Here is a 24,432-nt window from a genome sequence, read left to right on the forward strand (position 1 = left end):
TACAAAATGCCATGACGAAGGGAGAGGTTGAGCAAATTGATAAAAATAAATGGTATTCCCAGCGGATTACTGGGAAAAATGCTGTGATATTGAAGAAAATAGCAGATATTCTCTATCCGGAGGAGTGTCCTGTGTGCCAGAAAATATTGGCTGAACCCGAGGACAGGAAGATGCATGTACATCGCGGCTGCTACCGAAAGCTAAAAAGAATTACAGAACCGATGTGCAAGTGCTGCGGAAAACCTGTTATGTCGCTGCAGCAGGAATATTGTTTTGATTGTTCTAAGCGTACAGTGAATTATGAGGCCGGACATAGCCTGTGGGTCTATGATGCCGTCAGTTCAGAATCAGTATTTCATTATAAATACAGCGGAAAGCAATCTTATGCAGATTTTTATGCGGAAGCGATGGTGTGCTTCTATGGAGAATGGATAGATTCCCTACAGGTGCAGCAGATAATTCCTGTTCCGCTCAGCAGACAGAAGCTGAAGATTCGCGGGTACAATCAGGCAGGAATTCTGGCAGAAAAAATCGGGGATAAGCTGCAGATTCCGGTGAACAACAGCGGATTGTTCAGAATCCATAGTACAGCACCGCAGAAAGAACTGGGAAAAGCGGAGCGTGAGAAAAATCTCAGAGATGCGTTTAGGGCTAATGAGAAACATCTAACGGATATCAGAAGGGTACTATTGATTGATGATATCTATACAACGGGGAGTACGGTGAATTATTGTGCCGGAGCATTAAGAGCAGCAGGTGTTAAAAAGGTGTGGTTCCTGACGTTGTGTACGGGTGCCGTATTTTAGAAGGGGAGCAGGACTACTCCCCTTCTTGAAAATAATCGGATTTTATTTCCACTCAAAGACACCGCGGTTTAAAACCGGTTTATTGTTGGTGAGATTCATAAAGCGGAAGAAGGCTTTATGGTCGTCTATCTTCCACAGCTGCAGGCGGACCGGTGTATCAGGGAAGAGAACGGAACTCATCTGGGCGGCCATGCGTGTCATACGTTCAGGTTCACCTGGGATCAAAGCCTGAATAGCGAGACGGCATGAGAAGCCGAAAGAGCACAATCCCTGCATGAAAGATGTTTCAAAGCCCATTTTTTGCGCATATTCCGGATCAACATGAACAAGATTGGTATCGCCTGTCAGACGATAAAGAAGATTCTGAACAGGACTGATATAATCATCCAGTTCAAAATCCGGTTCGCGATCGGGAATTACAACGTCACTCTTTGGCATTGGTTTGCCGCCGAAACCGCCGGCTTCATGGAAGAAGGTGGTGGAATAATTGGTACACACCATATTGCCTGCTTCGTCGCGGACATCGATTCGGGTTTTGACAACAGCTCCTTTGCCTTCACCGCGGTCATAGACATCGGTGATAACATCCTGATACTGGAATGTGCCTTTGATCGGATCAATCGGACGATACATAATGATCTCATGATCCATATTCAGAAAAGAAATAGTGGGTTTGATGATTTCATCAGCCAGCATAGAAGCCGGAAGAGGCATCCACTGATAAGGGCGTACATTGACAGTTCCCCAATAAGGAATTGTGCCGTAGGTAGGAAGTGCTTTTAGATATTTTTCATATGTGTACATGAGATCATTGCGCCCGGCACCGACAGCCAGCGCATACAAAGCAACATCCCTCCAGTTATATTCCATATAACGGGGTTCCATTTTTTTGCCAACTAATAATTCTTCAAGATTGATTTTTGCCATGAGTCAGCCCTCCTTAAAAATAATACACATTGTTTGATGCCTTTATATAAGAGCAAACCCGGTGCCATTTAAAAATTTTAGAAAAATAATAAAAAAAGACACAGATATACCTTTAAAAGGCGGAAAATGAATGATTAAATGAAAAAGATGTGTACATATTGAAACATATCAAAATAAAAAATGTGTCATATATTCTCTTTTGTGATAAAAAGAATGGTTTTATATTAAAAACACAATAAAAATCTGATTATCCGCTAAAACACAGTATCTATCAGCATTTTCAAGGGAACAAATACATCAATTTACTACTTATTTACTACCATTGAATGAGCCTTGATACGCCAGTTTTCCTAGATATGCAAAGATATGGTACAGCACATCAGTATTGAAACAAGAAAAAAATTGAATATTTTATAGACTATGGAACGCCTAAAATGACGTTCCTTTTCTATTTTCAGCCGTTCTTATTGGACGGCTATTTTATTACCCAAAATGAAAGGAGCATTAGATTTATGAAAAAGACATTGAAACGATTGTGTACGGGCTTCTTAGCTCTTGCAACTGTCGTTACCGCTTTACCGACTACACCCGTTCATGCAGAAAGCAAGCAATACTGGACGGAGTCAAAAGAGCGTGTCGGTATCGTTGAAAAAGTAATGAATGATGGTTCGATTGGTTCTACCTTTAATGAGGGACATTTGACCGTTGAGGGCGAGGACGCTTACTGTATTGACATCAACACAGACTTTAAGAATGGTTACAAGACCAGAGCTGACGCAAGCTCACGCATGAGTACCGACCAGATAAGCGACGTTGCCTTATCTATCGAATATGTAAAACAGTACACAGACAGCCACAGCGGAATAAGCAAAAATCACGCTTACCTTTTAAGACAGCTTGTAGTCTGGCAGAGATTAAGCGTACATCTTGGCTGGCAATGTGATAATGTGCGAGCTTCTTATGATGAAATTCCAAAGGCAACGCAGGACGAAGTTTTCTCTGGTGCAAAAGCCTTTGTCAAAGAGAATAAAGGACGCTATGAATGTGGCGGTTATATCTACTCTGGCGAGGGGCAGGAATTGGGACAATTCTGGGCGAAGCTGAATGTCGGAAATGCGAAACTGCAAAAGACTTCCAGTAATACCAGCATTACAGACAGTAACGGGAATTACTCTGTCGCTGGTGCGACCTATGGTGTCTTTTCTGATAAGGACTGCACGAAACAGCTTGCCACCCTTACGACTGATGAAAACGGAAATACAGATGTTGTAGAGGTAAAGGCTGGCACAGTTTATATCAAGGAATTATCTGCACCAGCAGGATATAAAGTAGATAAAACTGTATATTCCTTAAAGGTTGAAGCTGGAAGGACAGCGACCTTGAAAGTATCAGATACACCGAAAGTAACAGACACTTTGATTAAGCTTTTCAAGATTGATATGGAAACACAGAAAGACAATCCGCAAGGGAACGCTTCTCTAGCCGGTGCGGAATTTACATGGAAGTATTATGCAGGCTTCTATAACAAAGACAATCTTCCTGCCGAAGCTACTCGTACATGGATTACAAAGACAATCGCTGAAACAGACAGCGACGGGACAACTCATTACATCACAAAATTAGGGGACGCATACAAGGTGTCTGGCGATAACTTCTATATGCAGAACGGTAAAGCAGTTCTTCCACTTGGAACACTAACTGTTGAGGAAACAAAAGCTCCAAGCGGTTACTTGTTAGACGGTGCATATATGCAGGCTGGCGATAAGTCCGAACAGATAAAAGGCTTATACCTTACACAGATTACCGAGGACGGCGACCTTGCCGTATTATCTGGGAGTAATCAGTTTTCCGTATCAGACAAGGTTATCCGTGGCGGTGTTAAAATTCAGAAACGAGATTTAGAAACGGGCGATACCAAACCACAAGGAAGTGCCACTTTGAAAGATACTGCTTTTGACGTCATTTCCTTAAATGACAATTCTGTTTTGGTTGAGGGCAAGCTATATAAGAAAAATGAAGTGGTAAAGACAATTCGTACAGATATTGAGGGTGTGGCTTCTACTTCTGCTGACCTTTTACCTTATGGGAAATTCCGTATCGTTGAGAGTGAAGCTCCCGACGGTTACTTGACAGACGGTGCGAAGCCGATTGACTTTGCAATCACAGAGAATGGAAAAATCGTGGACTTAACCGACGAAGCCCACTCTATCTACAATCAGATTAAGCGTGGGGATATTGAGGGAGTGAAAATCGGTGCAGGTACACACAAGCGTCTTGCTAATGTTCCCTTTAGGATCACAAGCAAGACGACGGGTGAAAATCATGTAGTGGTAACTGATGATAACGGGCAATTCTCCACTTCTGCTGAATGGGCTTCTCATAAGCACAATACAAACGCAGGAAAGACCAGCGAGGACGGTGTGTGGTTTGGAACTTCTGAACCAGATGACAGCAAGGGTGCGTTACCTTATGATACTTACATCATTGAAGAATTACGCTCTGAAAGCAACAAGGGTTTTGAGCTTATCCCACCTTTTGAAATCGTGGTATCAAGAAATAACCTTGTGGTTGATTTAGGGACTTTGACTGATGAATACGAAAAAGAAATCTCTATCCATACCACAGCGACCAGCAAGGACGGCGAAAAAAATATCCTTGCAGGAAAAGAGGTTACAATCATTGATACTGTAAAATTGGACGGACTTACAAAAGGCACAAAATATCAGCTCAAAGGCTGGCAGATGTTAAAGGAAGAAAATGCCGAGCTTATCATTGACGGGAAACGTGTGGAAAACGATTATACCTTTGTCGCTGATGATGAAGAAATGAAAGTGGAAATTTCCTATACATTCAATGCGTCTGCTTTAGGTGGCAAAAATCTTGTTACCTTTGAAGAATTGTATGATTTCAGCAATCCAAACGAACCCGTAAAAGTTGCGGAACATAAAGACATTGAGGACGACGGGCAGACGGTACTTATCACAGAGCGTATCATCAAAATTCATACAACTGCTACCGATAAGGACGGCAACAAAGAGCTTGAAGCAGGAAAAAAGGTAACAATCATTGATACCGTAACCTTAGAGGGCTTAGAAGTCGGTACACAGTACAAACTTGTGGGCTGGCAGATGTTGAAAGAAGAAAATGCAGAGCTTCTTATCAATGGAAAGCGTGTGGAAAGTGATTATACGTTTACTGCTGACAGCGAAACTATGAAAGTGGAAGTTGCCTTTACCTTTGACGCTACTTCTCTTGACGGCAAACAGCTTGTAACTTTTGAAGAATTGTACGATTTTAGCAATCCAGACGAACCGAAGAAAGTTACCGAGCATAAGGATATTGAGGATAAGGGACAGACGATTACCTTTAAGGAAAAGCCAGAAGAACCAGAGAAACCCGAAACACCACCGACACCAGAAAAGCCTAACAGACCTAGCGACAGTCCCAAAACGGGCGACAGTACAAATGTAATGGCATTTGTCGTGATGTTGCTTGTGTCTGCTGGTGGATTAGCTGGAACATATCTTTACAAACGCCGTAAAATGAAGAAATCATAAGGCGGTAACGGTATGATGAAAGAAAAATCACGCTCTCCGCCGAAGCTGTCAAACGGCAGACTTCCGCTTATTCTGGCTTGTCTGCCTACAACCTGCAAGAACACGGATAGTCAAGGGTGCGTAAGCATTGACTTTACCCTTTACTATCTGGGGGATTGCTGGTACTTCCCCAACCGCCAGAATAAGAAATCACAATCAATTAACTTATCAAAAATAGAAAGAAACGAGGTAAAACAATATGGAAATGAAATATGTCGTGCCAGATATGGCACAGTCTTTTGGAACTCTTGAATTTGCAGGCGAAAGCGAGCCTATCTTTGAAAGGGATAAAAACAACCGCAAGGTCATAGCCAGACGAAGCTATAACCTTTATTCTGACGTACAGAAAGGCGAAAATGTTGTGGTGGAAATTCCCGTGCAGGCTGGCGAAAAGCATTTCAAGTATGAACAGAAAGTAAAACTTGTCAATCCGAAGTTATACGGCAGAGGGTACGCAATCGGGGATGTGGGACATACCGATTATGTATTAGTAGCTGATGATATTGTAGCAGTTGAAGAAAAGTAAAGGAGTGAAGAATTTATGAGATTATCAAACGGGTTTGTTATTGACAAAGAGAGAACATTCGGAGAATTAAAATTTACAGCGGTGCGTGATGTGTTCTTGCAGAATGAGGACGGGACACCGAGTACCCAGCTTAAAAAGCGTATCTATGATTTGAAGTGCAGTCTGCATGGTGGAATTATCCCCGTGTCTGTACCGCCAGAAGTACCGTTAAGGGAATTTCCGTACAATGCAGTTGTGGAACTTGTCAATCCCGTAGCCGATACGGTATCACGAAAAACCTATACGGGTGCAGATGTGGACTGGTATGTAAAGGCAGAGAATATTGTACTGAAGAATAAAGGCAATCAGAACACAGGCACTTCACAGAACCATACACCGCAGGGACAACCGAAAAAATAGACTTGCTGAATAGATTTTCGTTGTAGAGGATATACGGAACTGTTATAATATGGGTATGAAGAAAGCGACAAATTAGAATTTGATAAGGAGCGAAAAGAAAAATGTGTGAAGAATGTTACTCTGATGAAAATAGAATAACACCATTACTAAATCCCTTGGACTGCTTAGAAAACCACACTCAATATATTTGTGGAACTTGTGGACGTTGCATTTGTATTGAACATGACCCAAACAGAGGATTACAAAGATGGAATTTTCCTTTTAAGTCATTGGAAATTGCAAAACTTTATTTACGAACAGCCGATTATACAACGAAAAGTTCATGTGGTATTTATGAGATAGAGAACAGTAAAGGCAGAGTATCTTATAAAATATTCGCCGGGAATGAGGATTTACATCTATTCTTGAAAAAGAATAAAGACAAGAAATGCAAACAAATGACACCTGTGTTTAATGTTGGAGAGTATAAAGAATATTCACATACAGAAGTACGAAAATTGACTTCTGATGAAATAAAACAATATATGAGTGAACGTTAAATTCCAGTTTGACAACTTCATATCCATGCACACAAAGCAGTTAGTCTATACGATTGACTGCTTTTTTCATACCCAGAAAGGAGTGATTGATTTATGAGAATGATTTTAAACAAAGGACACCGTATCAGAGCCAGCAACAAGAACCTTGTCTACCACTTTTCCATAGGAACGCTTCTGTTTGTATTTGTAGCGGTTCTTTTGCTACTGAATAGCAAACAGCTCGTGTGTACCGATTGGGAGCATTTCAGCTTGTTAGAGAACGGCTTGACGCTCTCCCCTTACAACTTCATAACCCTACTGATAGCAACTGGTGTTTGTGCATTAGTCGCTTTTCTGTATTACCGCTTCTGTTACGACAGTTTCAAGAAGCTCCTGCACCGTCAAAAGCTGGCAAGAATGATACTGGAAAATAAATGGTATGAAGCCGATACCATACAAGACAGCGTTTTTTTTACTGACCTGCAAAGCAGATCAAGGGAAAAAATCGTCTGGTTTCCAAAGATTTATTATCAAATGGAAAAGGGACTGCTTCATATCCGCTGTGAAATTACGCTGGGGAAATATCAAGACCAGCTTTTACGGTTAGAGGATAAATTGGAAAGTGGCTTGTATTGTGAGCTGACCGACAAGACCCTGCATGACGGCTATATCGAATATACCCTGCTTTATGATATGATAGCGAACCGCATTACCATTGATGAAGTACGGGCAGAGAACGGCTGTCTTAGACTGATGAAAAATCTTGTCTGGGAATATGACGCACTCCCTCACGCTTTGATTGCTGGTGGGACTGGTGGCGGTAAAACATATTTTCTGCTGACACTCATTGAAGCCTTACTGCATACCAACGCTATCCTTTATATCTTAGACCCGAAGAACGCTGACCTTGCAGACTTAGGGACAGTTATGGAAAATGTGTATCACACCAAAGAAGAAATGATTGATTGCGTCAATGCCTTTTATGAGGGCATGGTACAGCGAAGTGAGGAAATGAAGCGACACCCGAACTATAAGACGGGCGAAAACTATGCCTATCTGGGACTGCCACCCTGCTTTCTTATCTTTGATGAATATGTGGCATTTTTTGAAATGCTGGGGACGAAAGAAAGCGTGGGCTTACTTAGCCAGTTAAAGAAAATCGTTATGTTAGGACGACAAGCAGGTTATTTCCTTATCGTTGCCTGCCAGCGTCCAGACGCAAAGTATTTCTCGGACGGTATCAGAGATAACTTCAATTTCCGTGTGGGACTTGGGCGTATCAGCGAATTAGGTTACGGTATGCTTTTTGGTTCAGATGTGAAAAAGCAGTTTTTCCAGAAACGTATCAAGGGGCGTGGCTATTGTGATGTGGGAACAAGCGTGATAAGCGAATTTTACACGCCTTTAGTCCCGAAAGGACATGATTTTTTGCAGACTATCGGCTCTCTTGCACAAGCAAGGCAGGACGGGACGGCGACGTGCGAAGCGAAAGGCGACGGCACGGACTAGCCGTTGCTGGTGTGGCGTTAGCCACGCCAGCAGGTAAAACCCCTCGGTATCTAACAGAGGGGTACGTTTGCAAATAGACAATAGACAAAAAACATATGAAACATAAGGCTTCTGGCATGGTTTTCTAGCAAAAATCGGCTGTGAAGTCGCCTTAAAAAACTTCACACTTTACAGATTGGGGGTATGGTTCTGAATGAAGAACAACGGATAAAAGAATTACGGGAGAAACGGATTGCTTACGGTATCTCACAAGGCAGGCTGGCGGTGGCTTCTGGTATCACAAGGGAATATTTCAACAAGATAGAAAGTGGAAAAATGAAGCCGTCAAAGGAACTTCTGGAAACTCTGCATAAGGAACTGGCAAGGTTCAATCCAGAAGCACCGCTTACCATGCTGTTTGATTATGTAAAAATTCGTTTCCCCACGCTGGATATACAGCACATCATCAAAGATATATTAAAACTGAATATCAATTATATGCTCCATGAAGATTACGGACATTACAGCTATACGGAGCATTATTCTTTAGGGGACATCTTTATCTATACGTCGGCTGACGAAGAAAAAGGTGTCCTTTTAGAGTTAAAGGGGCGTGGTTGCCGACAGTTTGAAAGTTACCTGCTGGCACAGCAAAGAAGCTGGTATGACTTTCTCATGGACGCACTCATAGACGGTGGCGTGATGAAGCGTATCGACCTTGCTATCAACGACCATACGGGCATTTTGGATATTCCAGAGCTTGCGGAAAAATGCAGGAAACGGGAATATATCGGAAAGTCCAGAAGCTATAAGTTTTACCAGTCAGGTGAGCTTATCAAGCACAGAGAGGACGACAGAGAATATATGGGACGTACCCTTTATCTTGGTTCGCTGAAATCAGATGTGTATTTCTGTATCTATGAAAAGGACTATGAGCAGTACGTCAAGCTGGGGACACCTTTGGAAGAAGCCGACATTATCAACCGTTTTGAGATACGGCTTCGGAATGAACGAGCCTATTATGCGGTACGAGATTTGCTGACCTATTATGACGCAGAACAGACCGCCTTTTCTATCATCAATCAGTATGTGCGGTTTGTTGATGAAGAACCAGACAAGCGAAAAAATGACTGGAAGCTCAACGACCGCTGGGCTTGGTTTATCGGCGATAACAGACAGAGCTTGAAGCTGACGACAAAGCCAGAGCCTTACACCTTAGACCGTACATTGCGGTGGGTACAACGGCAGGTAGCACCGACCTTGAAAATGCTGAAAAAGATTGATAAAGGAAACGGTACAGACTACATGGAAACAATCGAACAGCAGGCAAAACTCACAGAAAAACATGAAATGATAATCAAACAGCAGACGACCCCTGCAAAAGATTTAGTAGAAAGTTAGGAGTGATAAAAAATGTGGGTATTATTAAAAGACTTCCTGCTGGTATCTATGGGAATGGGTATCGGCGTAGTCTTGATGTGTATTTTGAATGTCGGCAAAGAAGTTGACTATGAAATGAAACAATCAGAAGAAAGCGAGGACAATTAAATGAATTTCGGACAAAATTTGTATCAATGGTTTTTATCAAACGCACAGAGCTTAGTGCTTATGGCGATTGTGGTAATCGGTATCTATTTAGGGTTCAAGCGTGAGTTTTCAAAACTCATTGGGTTCTTGGTCGTTGCCCTTGTTGCCGTTGGATTGGTGTTCAATGCTGGCGGTGTAAAAGACGTGTTGCTGGAACTGTTCAATAAGATTATCGGTGCATAAAACATTGTGAAAAGCGGTTTTTCTTTCGGGATTGACCGCTTTTTTCTTACCTAAAATTAGATTGGAGTGATTACATGAATGATATTTTTAAGGATATGCAGGCAAAAATAGGCTGTGAATATATTTCTGATTTGCCCTCTTATAAACGTCAAGTGTGGCATGAAATGAAACGGCTGAACCTTGCCAGATATAGCAAAAAACAACTGGAAGATTTTTCAAAATATGTGTTTGGTACGTCTTATCAAACGCTTTTAAATGTGATGAAACAACAGAAAGGACGTGAGGAACAATGCAGGAAACAAGGGTGCTGGTGGAAACGAAGCGAAAGACTGACGGCGAAGTAACAGCCTACTGGTTTGGTTTGCCGATTGATGTTGCCGAGTTTGAGGAAAAGCTGGGTATCGGTGCAGAAAGTGGGGATTACCGCATTATCGAAAAGGTACTGCCCTACGCTGATGAAGTCCATGAACATACAAGCGTCTATCAGCTTAACGAATTAGATTATATGTACCGCCAGCTTTCAAGTAATATGCAGGAAGAATATGTATCACTACTTACGGTGTTTGAAAATTTAGAAGCACTTTATATTTGCAGGAATGTGATTACGGTTTATCCCAACTGCAAAAGCATGATAGATGTTGCAAGGCAAAAGCTGATGAACGACCCGACGTTCAAGCATTTATCCGAGGACTGTCAAGAATACTATTTCGATTTTGAAGCCTATGCTTCTCACTTGCAGGAACACGGGAAATTTTTAGTAACGGAACACGGTATCTTTGAACTGCCAGAATAGGAAATGAGGTGGTGCTTATGATTGATGATATGGCGGTTTACATTGCTAATCTTGGCAAATACAATGAGGGCTATTTAGTCGGTGCTTGGTTCACATTTCCTATTGACGAGGAAGATGTAAAAGAAAAAATCGGCTTGAATGAACAGTATGAGGAATACGCTATCCATGATACCGACAACTTCCCCATTGCGATTGGCGAGTATGTTTCCATTGAAGAACTCAATGAGATGTATGAAATGATAGAGGAACTTCCCGACTATATTGTAGAGTGTCTGGACGAATTTATCAGTCACTATGGGACGCTGGAAGAAGTTGTGGAACACAAGGACGATATTTATTATTATCCCGACTGTGAAACCATGACAGATATTGCCTACTACTACATAGACGAATTGCAGGCACTTGGGGATATTCCACCCAGCTTGCAGAACTACATTGACTATGAAGCCTACGGGCGAGATTTGGATATGGGCGGTTGCTTTATTGAAACAAGCCGAGGTATGTGCGAGATACCATACTAACGCTGGAAGATCAGCGACAAGCATTGTTGCTACTGACAGCGTATTTCTCTTTTAAGGGACAGTCTGAAAATGGCTGTCCTTTTCTCTTTGAAGAACTTACGAAAGGAGCTGAAAGAACTTGAAAAAGATTAAATCTTATACGGGTATCTGGAACGTGGAAAAAGTCTTGTATGCAATCAATGACTTTAACTTACCCTTTCCCGTTACCTTTACACAGATTACATGGTTTGTGATTACAGAATTTATCATCATTCTGTTTGGGGATATTCCCCCACTTTCCATGATTGAGGGAGCATTTCTCAAATATTTTGGTATTCCCGTTGCTCTCACTTGGTTTATGTCGCAGAAAACCTTTGACGGAAAGAAACCGTACAGCTTTTTGAAATCACAGATAACCTATGCCCTGCGACCTAAAATCACTTATGCAGGAAAAGCCGTAAAACTGCATAAGCAGACCTTGAATGAAACAATCACGGCAGTAAGGAGTGTGAACTATGTTCCCGATAAAATATATTGACAACAACCTTGTCTGGAACAAGGACAATGAAGTGTTTGCTTATTATGAGCTGATACCGTATAACTATTCTTTCTTATCCGCAGAGCAGAAATTTATCGTGCATGACAGTTTCCGACAGCTTATCGCACAGTCCCGTGAGGGTAAAATTCATGCGTTGCAGATTGCCACAGAAAGCTCCATAAGAAGTATGCAGGAGCAGTCAAAGAAACTGGTAACGGGAAAATTAAAGGAAGTTGCCTATCAGAAGATAGACGAACAGACCGAAGCGTTGATTTCTATGATTGGGGACAATCAAGTGGACTACCGCTTTTTTCTTGGCTTTAAGCTCATGGTAACGGAAGAACAGCTCAATCTGAAGAACATCAAAAAATCGGCGTGGCTGACGTTTAAGGAATTTCTCCATGAAGTCAATCACACGCTGATGAATGACTTTGTTTCCATGCCGAATGATGAAATCAACCGCTACATGAAAATGGAAAAGTTACTGGAAAACAAAATCTCCCGTCGCTTTAAGGTGCGTCGTTTGGAAATCAATGATTTTGGGTATCTCATGGAACATCTTTACGGCAGGGACGGTATCGCTTATGAAGATTATGAGTACCAGCTACCAAAGAAGAACTATAAGAAAGAAACGCTGATAAAATACTACGACCTTATCCGTCCGACAAGGTGTGTGATTGAGGAAAACCAGCGGTATTTACGCTTGGAACATGAGGACAAGGAAAGCTATGTGTCCTATTTTACCGTCAATGCGATTGTCGGGGAGCTTGACTTTCCGTCGTCTGAAATCTTTTATTTCCAGCAACAGCAATTCACATTCCCCGTTGATACTTCCATGAATGTAGAAATCGTGGAAAACAGAAAAGCATTAACGACCGTTCGCAACAAGAAAAAGGAATTGAAAGATTTGGACAATCACGCCTATCAAGCTGGAAGTGAAACCAGCTCAAATGTGGTGGACGCTTTAGACAGCGTGGACGAGCTGGAAACAGACTTAGACCAGAGCAAAGAAAGTATGTATAAGTTAAGCTACGTGATACGGGTGTCTGCACCCGATCTTGACGAGCTGAAACGCCGTTGTGATGAAGTCAAGGACTTTTACGACGACCTCAATGTAAAGCTGGTGCGTCCTGCTGGGGATATGCTGGGGCTTCATTCTGAATTTCTTCCTGCCAACAAGCGATATATCAATGATTATGTGCAGTATGTAAAATCAGATTTTTTAGCAGGGCTGGGCTTTGGAGCTACCCAGCAGTTAGGAGAAAACACGGGTATCTATATGGGCTATTCCGTTGATACGGGAAGAAATGTGTACCTGCAACCGTCTTTAGCTTCGCAGGGCGTAAAAGGTACAGTTACCAACGCTTTAGCGTCTGCTTTTGTCGGTTCGCTTGGCGGTGGAAAGTCGTTCTGCAACAATCTTCTGGTGTATTATTCGGTGTTGTTTGGCGGTCAAGCAGTCATTTTAGACCCCAAAGCCGAGCGTGGCAACTGGAAAGAAACGCTCCCAGAGATAGCCCATGAAATCAATATCGTAAATCTTACCAGCGACAAGGACAATGCAGGACTTCTTGACCCATTCGTGATTATGAAGAATGTAAAGGACGCTGAAAGTCTGGCAATCGACATCTTAACATTCCTTACGGGTATTTCCTCTAGGGACGGCGAAAAATTCCCCGTACTTCGTAAAGCGGTTCGTTCCGTTACCCAGAGCGACAGTCGGGGCTTGCTCCATGTGATAGACGAGCTACGCCGTGAAGATACGCCCATATCAAGAAATATCGCAGACCATATCGACAGCTTCACGGACTACGACTTTGCACATCTGCTGTTTTCAGACGGTACGGTGGAAAATGCAATCAGCCTTGATAACCAGCTCAATATCATTCAAGTAGACGACCTTGTACTGCCAGATAAGGACACGACCTTTGAGGAATACACGACTATTGAATTATTGTCGGTGTCTATGCTGATTGTGATTAGTACCTTTGCCCTTGATTTTATCCATTCGGACAGAAGTATTTTTAAGATTGTCGATTTGGACGAAGCGTGGGCGTTCTTAAATGTGGCACAAGGAGAAACGCTCTCTAACAAGCTGGTTCGTGCTGGACGAGCTATGCAGGCAGGCGTTTATTTCGTTACACAATCTTCTGGGGACGTGGCAAAGGAAAGTCTGAAAAACAATATCGGCTTAAAATTCGCTTTCCGTTCTACTGACATCAACGAGATAAAACAGACCTTAGAATTTTTCGGTATCGATAAGGACGATGAAAACAACCAGAAACGGCTTCGTGATTTGGAGAACGGACAATGCTTATTGCAGGACTTATACGGGCGTGTCGGTGTGGTACAGATACACCCAGTTTTTGAAGAACTGCTACACGCCTTTGATACCAGACCGCCCGTACAGAGAAATGAGGTGGAGTGATGAAAGAAAGGATAAAAGGTGCGTTCACAAAAAGGAAGATACTTCACTTTCTCAAAATGGCTCTGTTCGTGGTGGCACTCTCCCTTATCCTGCTTTCACTTCTGGGGACGGTGGCTCATGCGACGGGGCTTGTGGACGATACCATAAACGCAGAAAATCTTTACTCTAAATATCCGCTGTCGAATTACCAGCTTGATTTTTATGTGGATAATAGCTGGTCGTGGTTGCCGTGGAACTGGCTGGACGGTATCGGAAAATCCGTACAGTATGGCTTATACTGCATTACCAATTTTATCTGGACGATAAGCCTGTATCTAAGCAATGCTACGGGCTATGTGGTGCAGGAAGCCTATAAGCTGGACTTCATCAATGATATGGCAGACAGTATCGGAAAAAGCATACAGACCCTTGCAGGCGTAACACAGAACGGTTTTTCCAGTTCTGGCTTTTATGTCGGTTTCCTGCTTCTCATTATCTTAGTGGTGGGACTTTATGTTGCTTATACGGGACTGATAAAACGGGAAACCAGCAAGGCACTTCACGCTGTTATCAACTTTGTGGTGGTGTTCGTGCTGTCCGCTTCCTTTATTGCCTACGCTCCCGACTATATCAAGAAGATAAATGAATTTTCATCAGACATCAGTACCGCTTCTTTGGACTTGGGAACAAAAATCATGCTCCCCAACTCTGACAGCGAGGGCAAGGACAGCGTGGACTTGATACGGGACAGCTTATTTTCTATTCAAGTGGAACAGCCGTGGTTACTCTTACAATTCGGGAACAGCAACGCAGAAGAAATCGGGGCAGACCGTGTGGAAGCTCTGGTATCAGTAAGTCCAGAGGACGAGGACGGAAAGACCAGAGAGGAAGTCGTGAAAACAGAAATCGAAGATAACGACAACAACAATCTGACGATACCGCAGGTCGTGAACCGTTTAGGCATGGTGTTCTTCCTACTGTTCTTCAATTTAGGGATAACGATATTTGTATTCTTGCTTACGGGCATGATGTTATTTAGCCAGATACTTTTTATTATCTTTGCAATGTTTTTACCTATCAGCTTTTTACTTTCCATGATACCGAGCTATGAAAGCATGGCGAAGCAGGCAATCGTAAGGGTGTTTAATACCATAATGACACGGGCAGGAATAACGCTCATTGTAACGGTGGCGTTCAGCATTTCCAGTATGTTTTATAACATCTCCACGGACTATCCGTTCTTTATGGTAGCGTTCTTGCAGATAGTATGTTTCGCTGGTATTTATATGAAGCTGGGCGATTTAATGAGTATGTTCTCTTTGAACGCTGGCGACAGTCAAAACATGGGACGCAGGATATTCCGCAGACCATATCTGTTTATGCGACATAGAGCTAGGCGTATGGAAAGACGGCTTGCTGGTGCGGTTACTGCTGGCGGTGTTGCTGGTGCGGTGGTAGGTAGCACGATTTCAAACAGAAAACCGACAAGGAACACAGCCACAAAAGACAGTCGGGGCAATACATCTACTTCCAGTATGGGACAGCGTGCAGGCTCAAAGGTGGGTGCTGTCTTAGATACGAAAAATAAAGTGAAAGACAAGGCAAATGCTGTCAAAGAGAATATCAAGGATATGCCGACACAGACCGCTTATGCGGTGTATTCCGCAAAGGAAAAGGCAAAGTCCAGCGTGTCCGACTTTAAGCGTGGCATGGTGCAGGAACAGCAGTCCAGACAGACGGGACGTTTGGAAAAGCAGGAACAGCATAGACAGAATATCGCTGACAAACGTATGGAGCTTCAAAAGGCACAAGAAGCAAGGCAGGCACAGCGAAAGACGGACGGATCAGCGACAACGGGAGCTACCCGTCCCCATGAGCGACCAGCCACAGCTTCAACCATTCCAAAGCCGAGTGCGGAAAAAATGCAGGAAGTGAAACGCCCTGCCACAGCGACCACTTCAAAAGCAAGTGAGCCAGTCAAGACAAATGTTATCAAAGAGCGTCCGCTATCTTCTGGTGCTTCTGATAGAAAAGCGACCCAGCCTGCACAGCCAGTACATAGTTTATCACAACAGCAGAATGTAGAAAAAGTGGTATCGCAGGAAACACACCAGAATGACACCAAAGACCGCAGGATAAAGGTTCAGCAAACACAAACCGTCCAGAAGAACCAACAGACCATAGAGAAAACTCGTAACCTTGTAACGAAGAAAGGACAGAAGAAAAAATGAAACTGAAACATATCGCTCTTATCGGCAGTCTGTTTCCTATCCTCTTTTCTCTGGTGCTTTTCTTTGGGGTGCTGATTAGTGCGGACAGCGACGATGAGAACAGCAACTTTTCTTCTGGCATTACGGGTATGAACTTATCCGCAGAAGTCTTGAAACATCAGCCTATGGTGGAAAAGTACGCCAGAGAAAACGGTATCTCCGAGTATGTCAATGTGCTACTTGCTATCATTCAAGTAGAAAGTGGCGGTACGGCAGAAGATGTTATGCAGAGTTCGGAAAGTCTGGGTTTACCGCCCAACTCTTTAGATACGGAAAACTCAATCAAGCAGGGGTGTAAGTATTTTGCGTCCCTGCTTTCTTCCTGCAAAAATCAAGGTATCGACGACTTGAATGTAGCAATACAGTCTTATAACTATGGCGGTGGCTATGTGGGATATGTGGCAGGAAAAGGAAAAAAACACACTTTTAATCTTGCAGAGAGCTTCGCCCGTGAGAAATCGGGTGGAAAGAAAGTAACCTACACCAACCCGATAGCCGTTGCTAAGAATGGGGGCTGGCGGTATGGCTATGGAAATATGTTCTATGTGGAAGTAGTCAATCAGTATTTAGCAGTTCCGCAGGTATCGGGAGAACTGGCACAAAAGGTAATGAATGAAGCGTTGAAATATCAAGGCTGGAAGTATGTGTATGGTGGCAGTAACCCGAATACTTCCTTTGATTGTTCGGGATTGACGCAATGGTGCTATGGAAAAGCTGGTATCTCCTTACCGAGAACAGCACAAGCACAGTATGACGCAACCCAACATCTGCCACTCTCGCAGGCAAAAGCAGGCGATTTGGTGTTTTTCCATTCCACCTATAACGCTGGTTCGTATGTAACACACGTCGGTATTCTTGTTTCGCCGACACAGATGTACCACGCAGGCGACCCGATAGGATATGCAGACCTAAGTAGTAGTTACTGGCAACAGCACTTAATCGGTGCAGGACGAGTAAAACAATAGAAAGGACTTGAAAAATATGTTTAAGAAGAATAAGAAACAGACAGAAACTATCAAAGAACCAAAAGAAAAAAAGGTGCGTACTGTCAAGGTAGGCACACATAAGAAAACCGTGATTGCGTTGTGGGTGGTGCTTGTCGCAAGCGTGAGCTTTGGGGTGTATAAGAATTTTACGGCTATCGACCAGCACACCACCCATGAAAAAGAAATCATTGAACTTCGCTTGCAGGACACCAACGGGATAGAAAATTTCGTGAAAAACTTTGCGAAGTCCTATTACACATGGGATAACAGCAAAGAAGCTATCGAAGCAAGGACGCAGGCAATCAGCGGTTATCTGACAAAGGAATTGCAGGACTTAAATGTAGACACCATTAGAACCGATATACCGACCAGCTCCACGGTTACAGATGTGATTGTATGGCATATCGAGCAATCGGGAGCGGACACTTTTTCTGCTACCTACGAAGTAGATCAGCAGATAAAAGAGGGAGAACAGACAAGCAATGTGAAAGCAACCTATACTGTAAAAGTCTATGTGGACGCAGACGGGGATATGGTAATCGTTCAAAACCCTACCCTTGCACCAGCAGTTGAAAAATCAGACTATGAGCCTAAGACACCAGAAGCAGACGCAAGCGTGGACGCTGATACGGTAAATGACGCTACCGCTTTTCTGGAAACATTCTTTAAGCTGTACCCAACAGCGACGGAAAAAGAGCTTGCTTACTATGTATTGGGAAATGTGATTGAACCTATCGGCAGGGACTACCTTTATTCTGAACTGGTAAACCCTATCTTTATAAAGGACGGCGACAATGTGAAAGTCAAGGTTGCGGTAAAATTCATTGATAATCAGACAAAAGCGACGCAGGTATCGCAGTATGAGCTTGTGCTACATAAGGATAGTAACTGGAAGATTGTAGGATAAATGATATAGCGTGCATTTCCTATCAGATTTGCACGCTTTTACAAAACGACAAGAAAACTGTGCAAAAATATTGACTTGTAATGACCGAATGCTATAATATAAATAACAAGTGTACTTGGTATTATTTGAAAGGAGCGTTATATAATGGATAAAGAAAAAATACTATCACAAAACAAAAAAGAGAATCTATATCTTGATGAATACGAAAAACATATTAAACTTCAAGGGAAATCTTTTGGCTTAATGTTTGTTTTATTTATCTGCATTTTAATTCTTTTCATTAAAGCAGTTTGTAAAGAACCTTACTATGACATAATGACAATTATTGGGTCTGTGGCATTTGGCTCTATGGGTTATGAAGCACATATTTCAAAAAATAAATCCAAATTTGTTATTGCTTTATTCTTTCTTCTATTTATGGGGTATTACTTTTATAAATTTTTAATGGTAGGTTTATAGAATGGACGAACATTTAATTTTGAGAAACAGATTAAAAACTGTACGAAAAGAAAAAAAATTATCACAAACAGAATTAGCTGAACTAGTCGGGGTTTCTCGGAATACAATTAGTTCTATTGAAACTGGACAATTTAATCCAACAGCAAAATTGGCATTAGTGCTTTGTATAGCTTTAGATAAAAAATTTGAAGAATTATTTTATTTTGATTAAAGGAGAGAACGATTATGGAATTAGAGGAAGTGATTGTTGAAATAGTTATAGGATTGTTTTTACTTTTTACATCTTATCAAATAGGTATAAAAGAGAATATTACTTTATTACATGGTTATCATTATACACAACTTGACCCTAAAGATAAAAAGGTGTTTACAAAAAAAATAGGAATAGGCACTTTACTGGTTAGTATTGGTATTCTTGTTATGCCGATTATCAATTTAATCTCTCATTCTGAATTAGGCTATTACATAGGTCTTATTTTGATTGTTGTAGGAGTGTTTTATATCATATTCATCATTGTAAAATACAATGGAAAACTTATTAGCTTTAAAAAGTAGAATTGAGGTATGAATATGATAGGACTGAACAAAAGAGATATAAAAAAGGCATTGAAAGCTGGTGCAAAAGCTGGCGGTGTATCATTGGCTGATGTTCGGGCGGATATTGAAGCTACGATTGATGAAGCTATGAATAGCACCGACCCAGAGGTGCAGGCAAATTTCAAAAAGTATTTTGGGAATAAACGCCCTACGCCAGAGGAATACATTTATACCATTACGAAAAAGACAACGGTAAAATTATAATAAAAGGGTCGTGGAAATGCTTCACAGAATTGTGATCTGCATTATCACGGCTCTTTTACTCTCTGTTTACTTTCAAAACTGTAAGTGTAATTGAATACAGCCCTTGCTATAATTTAATTGTATTCCAAAACAAATAAATGTGGCAGGAAGAAAGGAGCGATTTTTAATGGAACACATTTTAAATTTAGAGCAAGTAAAAAAATACTACGGGGGTAACTCTGGAAATATCACAAAGGCAGTAGACGGTATTTCTATGTATGTAGACAAGGGCGAATTTGTCGCAATAATGGGAGCTAGTGGTTCTGGAAAGACTACCCTATTAAACTGTATCTCTACGATTGATACTGTAACCAGCGGACACATTACAGTCAACAATCAAGATATTACCAAAATCAAAGATAAAGATTTTGCTGATTTTAGACGTGAAAATCTAGGGTTCATTTTTCAAGATTTCAACCTTTTAGATACCTTAACGATTGAAGAAAACATTTCTTTGTCATTGGTAATCAACAAACAGAACCCTGCTGATATTGACAAACGAGTTCATGCTATCGCTGATAAATTGGGTATTCGTGATATTTTATCGAAATTTCCTTATGAAGTTTCTGGCGGACAAAAACAGCGTTGTGCTTGTGCAAGAGCCTTAATCAATGAACCGAAACTGATATTAGCTGATGAACCGACGGGAGCTTTGGACTCAAAATCTTCCAGATTGTTACTAGAAACAATGTCTGACATCAACAAGAAAATGCAAGCTACTATTTTAATGGTAACACATGACCCGTTTAGTGCGTCTTTCTGTGAACGTATTCTGTTCTTAAAAGACGGTAAGATATTCAATGAAATTTTCAGAGGGGAAAAAAGCAGAAAAGATTTCTTCAATGAAATACTGGATATATTAACCTTGCTCGGAGGTGAAGTTGGAAATGTTAGGTAAATTAGCGGTTAGAAATACAAAAAGAAGCATTAAAGATTATTTGATTTATCTGATAACGATTACGATTTCATTTTCATTGATACTTGCGTTTAATTTAATTGCAAGTTCTGATAAGGTTGTAGAGTTATCTACTGGTATGGGGTCATTCAAAACAGTATTAACTTTTATCAATGCTGTAATTGTATTTGTTGTATGTTTTCTGATTAACTATACGACAAGGTTCATGTTTGAAAAAAGAAGTAAAGAATTAGGGACATATATGCTTCTTGGAATAAAGAAAAAGAAAGTTGCACATTTACTTGTAACAGAGAATATATTACTGGGATTTTTAGCATTTGTACTATCTATTCCGCTCGGCTTTCTGTTCAGTCAGTTTGTATCATTAGTTATTGTAAAAATGCTGGGTATTCCAGAGGTTATATTTATTTCTTTAAATCTTATTTCTATCGAATTGCTGGCAATTTATTTTATGGCGATATACGTATTGGTTTTGCTTAACCTTTTACGAAGAATTAGAAAAATGACGGTACACGACTTCCTTTATTTTGACAAACAAAATGAAAAGAAAATGTTCCGCAGTAGTAAAAGAAGAAATATTATTTTTGTTATAAGTCTTTTGTTAGGTATAGCTTCTTTAGTTTTTTGGCACACACGATTTAATTTTGAAAACTATAGTACAAGTGAAAACATCAGTTACTTAACAATTTGTATTTGTGTATTGATTATCAGTATATATGGTATTTCTGCAACCTGTGCAGATATGTTCTTGTCTGTTTTGTTAAAAAGCAAAAAACTAAAATATAAAAGTGATAATTTGTTTGTTGCCAGAACCTTTGCGTCTAAGGCTCGAACAATGGGTTTCACATTCGGGACACTCTCCATGTTGATATTACTATCTTTATTGTGTTTGAATTTTTCCAGTATCAACAAAGGTGTATATCAATCCACGATAGAAAGAAGTTCTCCCTATGATATTAGTATTTATGAAGTTAAAAAACCATTTAGTGATTTTAGCGAATACCTAGATTATATTGATGATGAATATACGATTTCAAATTCTTTAGAATATGACATCTATAAAGAACCAAATCATCAGATACAAAATTTCTTTCAAGTAGAGTTTTACGATTTTGACGCTATTTTGAAATTAAGTGATTACAATAAAATGTTGGAACTAAGGGGGTTGGATACAGCTCAGCTAAAAGAAAATGAATATCTTATTATTACAGACAAACAATATTTGCATAAAGTTGAAAACAATAATGAGATAAAAGTCTTACAATTATCAAATGGGGAAAAATTAAATTTGAAAGAAATAGATACGCAAACATATTGGTATGCAATGTGTAATTCTGGTCGATTTACCGTAGTTGTTCCAGATGTTTATACGCAAGATTTAGAAATAGCTGAAAGACATCTTATTGTAGATACAAAAGAAGATACAACAGCCGATTATGAACAACAATTTCTAAAAGATATGGAAGATAAATTTATTGAAGTAAATGAAAACGGAGAAGATGTTCTTCAGTCTTATAGAATAAATATGCGAGGAACAACAGTAGAAGAACAAAACTCTATGACAGCTATGATTGCAAGTATCTGTTTATATATTGCTTTTGTGCTTATTTCTGCTGTAGGAACAATCCTTGCTGTTCAATCATTAAGTGATTCAACTAAATATAAATATCGTTATTCTACGTTACGAAGAATAGGTGTGAATGACAAATCACTTTTTAGAACAATCAAAAAGCAATTATTGATACTGTTTGGTGTTCCTACCGTTTATTCTATTATATGTGGTTTCTTCATGGTAGTATCTATGAATAATATTTTTCAAATTTTATTACAGAGTAAATATTCTTATTTGGCTTATTTCATAGGAAGCTTATTGATTTTCTTCTTTATATACGGAATTTATTGGATAGCAACGTATATCGGTTTCAAACGAAATATCAATGAGGAGAGTTAGATTTTTCTAGCTCTCCTGCTGTGGAATTATTATAATAGTAAATCAAGGGGGTGTGGAAATGAGAATAGCAATTATCGAAGATGATGAAATCACTCGTCTGGAGCTTTCTAAACTATTGAACACACAAGGATATGAAACAGTCTTGTTGACTAACTTTGAAAATCTGACAAAGGAATTAAAGCAATATTGCGTAGAGCTGGTTTTGCTTGATATTAACCTGCCGTATGAAAATGGCTATGAAGTATGCAGGAAAATAAAACAAGCTATGCCAGTACCTATTATCTTTGTAACAAGCAGAGATACAAATGCTGACGAATTGAAAAGTATTCAAGTGGGTGGAATTGACTTTATCACAAAGCCGTATGACACGCTTATTCTTCTTGAGAAGATCAAGCGTGCATTGCAGTTATCAAACCCGAATAATTTCCGTGAGCTTGTTAAAAAAGATTGTACCCTTGATTTACATTTATCTATTTTGAAGTATCAAGAGAAAAGCATTGAATTGACAAGAAATGAATTTCGTATTTTATACTACTTCTTTATGAACGAAGATAAAGTTATCAGTAAGGAAGAACTATTGGAAAAGCTGTGGAACGACAAATATTATTTAGACGAAAATGTATTACTGGTTAATATGACCCGTCTAAAAAAGAAAATGAAAGAAATCGGTATTGTTCATTTATTGGAAAATATACGAGGAAAGGGTTGGAAACTGTGAGCTTTTTTACATTCTTAGAAGAAAAAATAACAGAGATATTGTTTCAGCTTTTCTTTCTTGCCTTAGTAGCATTTCTCTTGATTTTCTACGGTGTAGATACGCTATTTGTTGTATTGCTGGTAATTCTGTTCATCAGCATACAAGGGCTTTTTCAATGGTGTTTGTATCGGAAGAAACGTAAGGCTTCGCAACATATTATTGATTTAGTAGACGGACTGGAAGAAACCTACTATATTGCAGATGTTTTACCAAAGCCAAAAGAATTTCAAAATGAAGCCTATTACTACGCACTAAAAAAAGCCTGCAAATCTATGAATGATGAAATCGGTAAAATCACAGAGGAAAAGCAGGATTATCAAGAATATGTGGAAAGTTTCGCCCATGAAATTAAAATACCGATAGGAGCATTGTCTTTGACGTTCGATAATACGAAAAATTACACGTTAAAAAAAGAAACAGACAAGATATTTCAGTTGGTGGAACAAATGCTCTACTATGCAAGGAGTGAAAATACGGAAAAGGACTATTTTGTAAAACAGTTGCAGTTAGACGAAGTGATACATAATGTCATTCTGAAATTTCGTCATTCACTTATGGAAAGGAAAGTAATTATCAATATCCATGACATAGAGAATGTTGTATATACTGATGAAAAATGGCTGACATTCATTCTATCTCAAATCGTGCAAAATGCGATTAAGTATTTTGACAAGCAGGAAAACAAACTGACGATATACAGTCAAGACAACGGAACAAATATACTGCTTGTAATTGAAGATAATGGCTGTGGAATAAAAACGTCTGATTTATCCCGTGTATTTGAAAAAGGCTTTACTGGTTCTAACAGAAACAAGGCAAATGCAACAGGTATGGGACTGTATCTATCTAAAAAATTATGCGATAGGTTGGGGTTGAAATTGGATATTGCTTCTACGGAAAAAGAATATACAAGACTGACAATTATATTTCCAAAAGGAACAGTTCATAATTTTTCAGAGTAATTTGAAAAACCATGCCAACATTGATACGGTGCTTTAAGGCAATGTCATTAACTTTAGCAAAAAGCAGAAATCGTAATTATTATAAATTATGATTCCTGCTTTTTTACTTTTGATAT

Annotated in this window: 26 protein-coding genes; 25 read left to right on the forward strand and 1 reads right to left on the reverse strand. The window is 40.1% G+C overall.

The genetic code is table 11. The annotated features are described in order from the left end of the window. Window positions 1-83: 83 nt before the first annotated feature. Window positions 84-806 carry a ComF family protein gene (locus HED67_RS05355; RefSeq protein ID WP_221717736.1) on the forward strand — a complete coding sequence of 241 codons (723 nt, stop codon included), beginning with the start codon at window positions 84-86 and terminating at the stop codon, window positions 804-806. Window positions 807-848: 42 nt separating this feature from the next. Here the strand turns inward: HED67_RS05355 and HED67_RS05360 are convergent, their stop codons facing one another. Further along, on the reverse strand, window positions 849-1,733 hold the full coding sequence (locus HED67_RS05360; RefSeq protein WP_215631780.1) for a MaoC/PaaZ C-terminal domain-containing protein: 885 nt from the start codon (window positions 1,731-1,733) through the stop codon (window positions 849-851). A gap of 512 nt (window positions 1,734-2,245) precedes the next feature. Between HED67_RS05360 and HED67_RS05365 the strand changes: the two genes are divergently transcribed. From HED67_RS05365 to HED67_RS05480, 24 genes are all read left to right on the forward strand, one after another. Next, window positions 2,246-5,290: an SrtB-anchored collagen-binding adhesin gene (locus tag HED67_RS05365; RefSeq protein ID WP_117562438.1), complete on the forward strand. Its 3,045-nt coding sequence runs from the start codon at window positions 2,246-2,248 to the stop codon at window positions 5,288-5,290. 238 nt (window positions 5,291-5,528) lie between these two features. Next, window positions 5,529-5,855 carry a YdcP family protein gene (locus HED67_RS05370; RefSeq protein ID WP_021373079.1) on the forward strand — a complete coding sequence of 109 codons (327 nt, stop codon included), beginning with the start codon at window positions 5,529-5,531 and terminating at the stop codon, window positions 5,853-5,855. 15 nt (window positions 5,856-5,870) lie between these two features. After that, window positions 5,871-6,254 carry a YdcP family protein gene (locus tag HED67_RS05375; RefSeq protein ID WP_032544563.1) on the forward strand — a complete coding sequence of 128 codons (384 nt, stop codon included), beginning with the start codon at window positions 5,871-5,873 and terminating at the stop codon, window positions 6,252-6,254. A 101-nt stretch (window positions 6,255-6,355) separates the two neighbouring features. Continuing rightward, window positions 6,356-6,793, forward strand: a complete 438-nt coding sequence (locus HED67_RS05380; protein ID WP_021404736.1) for a hypothetical protein — start codon at window positions 6,356-6,358, stop codon at window positions 6,791-6,793. A 93-nt stretch (window positions 6,794-6,886) separates the two neighbouring features. Further along, the gene (locus HED67_RS05385) at window positions 6,887-8,281 is read left to right on the forward strand and encodes an FtsK/SpoIIIE domain-containing protein (protein WP_221717737.1); all 1,395 of its coding nucleotides are present in this window, start codon (window positions 6,887-6,889) and stop codon (window positions 8,279-8,281) included. Between the two features lie 183 nt (window positions 8,282-8,464). Continuing rightward, window positions 8,465-9,661 (forward strand): MobT family relaxase, encoded by a 1,197-nt coding sequence (mobT, locus tag HED67_RS05390; protein ID WP_221717738.1) that lies wholly within the window; start codon window positions 8,465-8,467, stop codon window positions 9,659-9,661. A gap of 12 nt (window positions 9,662-9,673) precedes the next feature. Next, window positions 9,674-9,808 (forward strand): DUF3789 domain-containing protein, encoded by a 135-nt coding sequence (locus tag HED67_RS05395; RefSeq protein WP_077735064.1) that lies wholly within the window; start codon window positions 9,674-9,676, stop codon window positions 9,806-9,808. Beyond that, window positions 9,809-10,030, forward strand: coding sequence for a hypothetical protein (locus HED67_RS05400; protein WP_002317729.1), 222 nt, complete (start codon window positions 9,809-9,811; stop codon window positions 10,028-10,030). A 74-nt stretch (window positions 10,031-10,104) separates the two neighbouring features. Further along, complete coding sequence (locus HED67_RS05405) at window positions 10,105-10,374, forward strand: hypothetical protein (RefSeq protein WP_009588274.1); 270 nt, start codon at window positions 10,105-10,107, stop codon at window positions 10,372-10,374. Then, a complete protein-coding gene (locus HED67_RS05410) occupies window positions 10,320-10,823 on the forward strand; it encodes an antirestriction protein ArdA (protein WP_221717739.1) in 504 nt (167 codons plus the stop codon). Before HED67_RS05405 ends, HED67_RS05410 begins: the two co-directional genes overlap by 55 nt. Before the next feature lie 17 nt (window positions 10,824-10,840). Then, the gene (locus tag HED67_RS05415; RefSeq protein ID WP_006857105.1) at window positions 10,841-11,344 is read left to right on the forward strand and encodes an antirestriction protein ArdA; all 504 of its coding nucleotides are present in this window, start codon (window positions 10,841-10,843) and stop codon (window positions 11,342-11,344) included. 118 nt (window positions 11,345-11,462) lie between these two features. After that, entirely contained in the window at window positions 11,463-11,861 is a 399-nt protein-coding gene (locus tag HED67_RS05420) for a conjugal transfer protein (protein WP_004843362.1), read from the forward strand. Then, entirely contained in the window at window positions 11,839-14,289 is a 2,451-nt protein-coding gene (gene tcpF, locus HED67_RS05425; protein WP_221717740.1) for a conjugal transfer ATPase TcpF, read from the forward strand. Before HED67_RS05420 ends, tcpF begins: the two co-directional genes overlap by 23 nt. After that, window positions 14,289-16,499: a CD3337/EF1877 family mobilome membrane protein gene (locus HED67_RS05430; RefSeq protein WP_055285967.1), complete on the forward strand. Its 2,211-nt coding sequence runs from the start codon at window positions 14,289-14,291 to the stop codon at window positions 16,497-16,499. Before tcpF ends, HED67_RS05430 begins: the two co-directional genes overlap by 1 nt. After that, window positions 16,496-17,503, forward strand: a complete 1,008-nt coding sequence (locus tag HED67_RS05435) for a bifunctional lytic transglycosylase/C40 family peptidase (protein ID WP_055285965.1) — start codon at window positions 16,496-16,498, stop codon at window positions 17,501-17,503. The genes HED67_RS05430 and HED67_RS05435 overlap by 4 nt, the downstream gene beginning before the upstream one ends. 16 nt (window positions 17,504-17,519) lie before the next feature. Further along, window positions 17,520-18,431, forward strand: a complete 912-nt coding sequence (locus tag HED67_RS05440; protein ID WP_055157127.1) for a conjugal transfer protein — start codon at window positions 17,520-17,522, stop codon at window positions 18,429-18,431. Window positions 18,432-18,575: 144 nt separating this feature from the next. After that, window positions 18,576-18,890 (forward strand): DUF6442 family protein, encoded by a 315-nt coding sequence (locus HED67_RS05445; RefSeq protein ID WP_055157126.1) that lies wholly within the window; start codon window positions 18,576-18,578, stop codon window positions 18,888-18,890. 1 nt (window position 18,891) lies between these two features. After that, window positions 18,892-19,101: a helix-turn-helix transcriptional regulator gene (locus HED67_RS05450; protein WP_005342572.1), complete on the forward strand. Its 210-nt coding sequence runs from the start codon at window positions 18,892-18,894 to the stop codon at window positions 19,099-19,101. 14 nt (window positions 19,102-19,115) lie between these two features. Further along, on the forward strand, window positions 19,116-19,445 hold the full coding sequence (locus tag HED67_RS05455) for a DUF3784 domain-containing protein (protein WP_221717741.1): 330 nt from the start codon (window positions 19,116-19,118) through the stop codon (window positions 19,443-19,445). A 15-nt stretch (window positions 19,446-19,460) separates the two neighbouring features. After that, window positions 19,461-19,691 (forward strand): hypothetical protein, encoded by a 231-nt coding sequence (locus HED67_RS05460; protein WP_055157124.1) that lies wholly within the window; start codon window positions 19,461-19,463, stop codon window positions 19,689-19,691. A gap of 166 nt (window positions 19,692-19,857) precedes the next feature. After that, the gene (locus HED67_RS05465) at window positions 19,858-20,628 is read left to right on the forward strand and encodes an ABC transporter ATP-binding protein (RefSeq protein ID WP_117576622.1); all 771 of its coding nucleotides are present in this window, start codon (window positions 19,858-19,860) and stop codon (window positions 20,626-20,628) included. Further along, complete coding sequence (locus HED67_RS05470) at window positions 20,618-22,597, forward strand: FtsX-like permease family protein (protein WP_055152491.1); 1,980 nt, start codon at window positions 20,618-20,620, stop codon at window positions 22,595-22,597. Before HED67_RS05465 ends, HED67_RS05470 begins: the two co-directional genes overlap by 11 nt. Before the next feature lie 58 nt (window positions 22,598-22,655). Beyond that, window positions 22,656-23,315 carry a response regulator transcription factor gene (locus tag HED67_RS05475; RefSeq protein WP_055152489.1) on the forward strand — a complete coding sequence of 220 codons (660 nt, stop codon included), beginning with the start codon at window positions 22,656-22,658 and terminating at the stop codon, window positions 23,313-23,315. Continuing rightward, window positions 23,312-24,316: a sensor histidine kinase gene (locus HED67_RS05480; RefSeq protein ID WP_007286197.1), complete on the forward strand. Its 1,005-nt coding sequence runs from the start codon at window positions 23,312-23,314 to the stop codon at window positions 24,314-24,316. The genes HED67_RS05475 and HED67_RS05480 overlap by 4 nt, the downstream gene beginning before the upstream one ends. The last annotated feature ends 116 nt before the right edge of the window (window positions 24,317-24,432 follow it).

Origin of the sequence: Pseudocoprococcus catus (assembly GCF_019734885.1) — a bacterium.
Classification (GTDB): Bacteria; Bacillota; Clostridia; order Lachnospirales; family Lachnospiraceae; genus Coprococcus_A; species Coprococcus_A catus.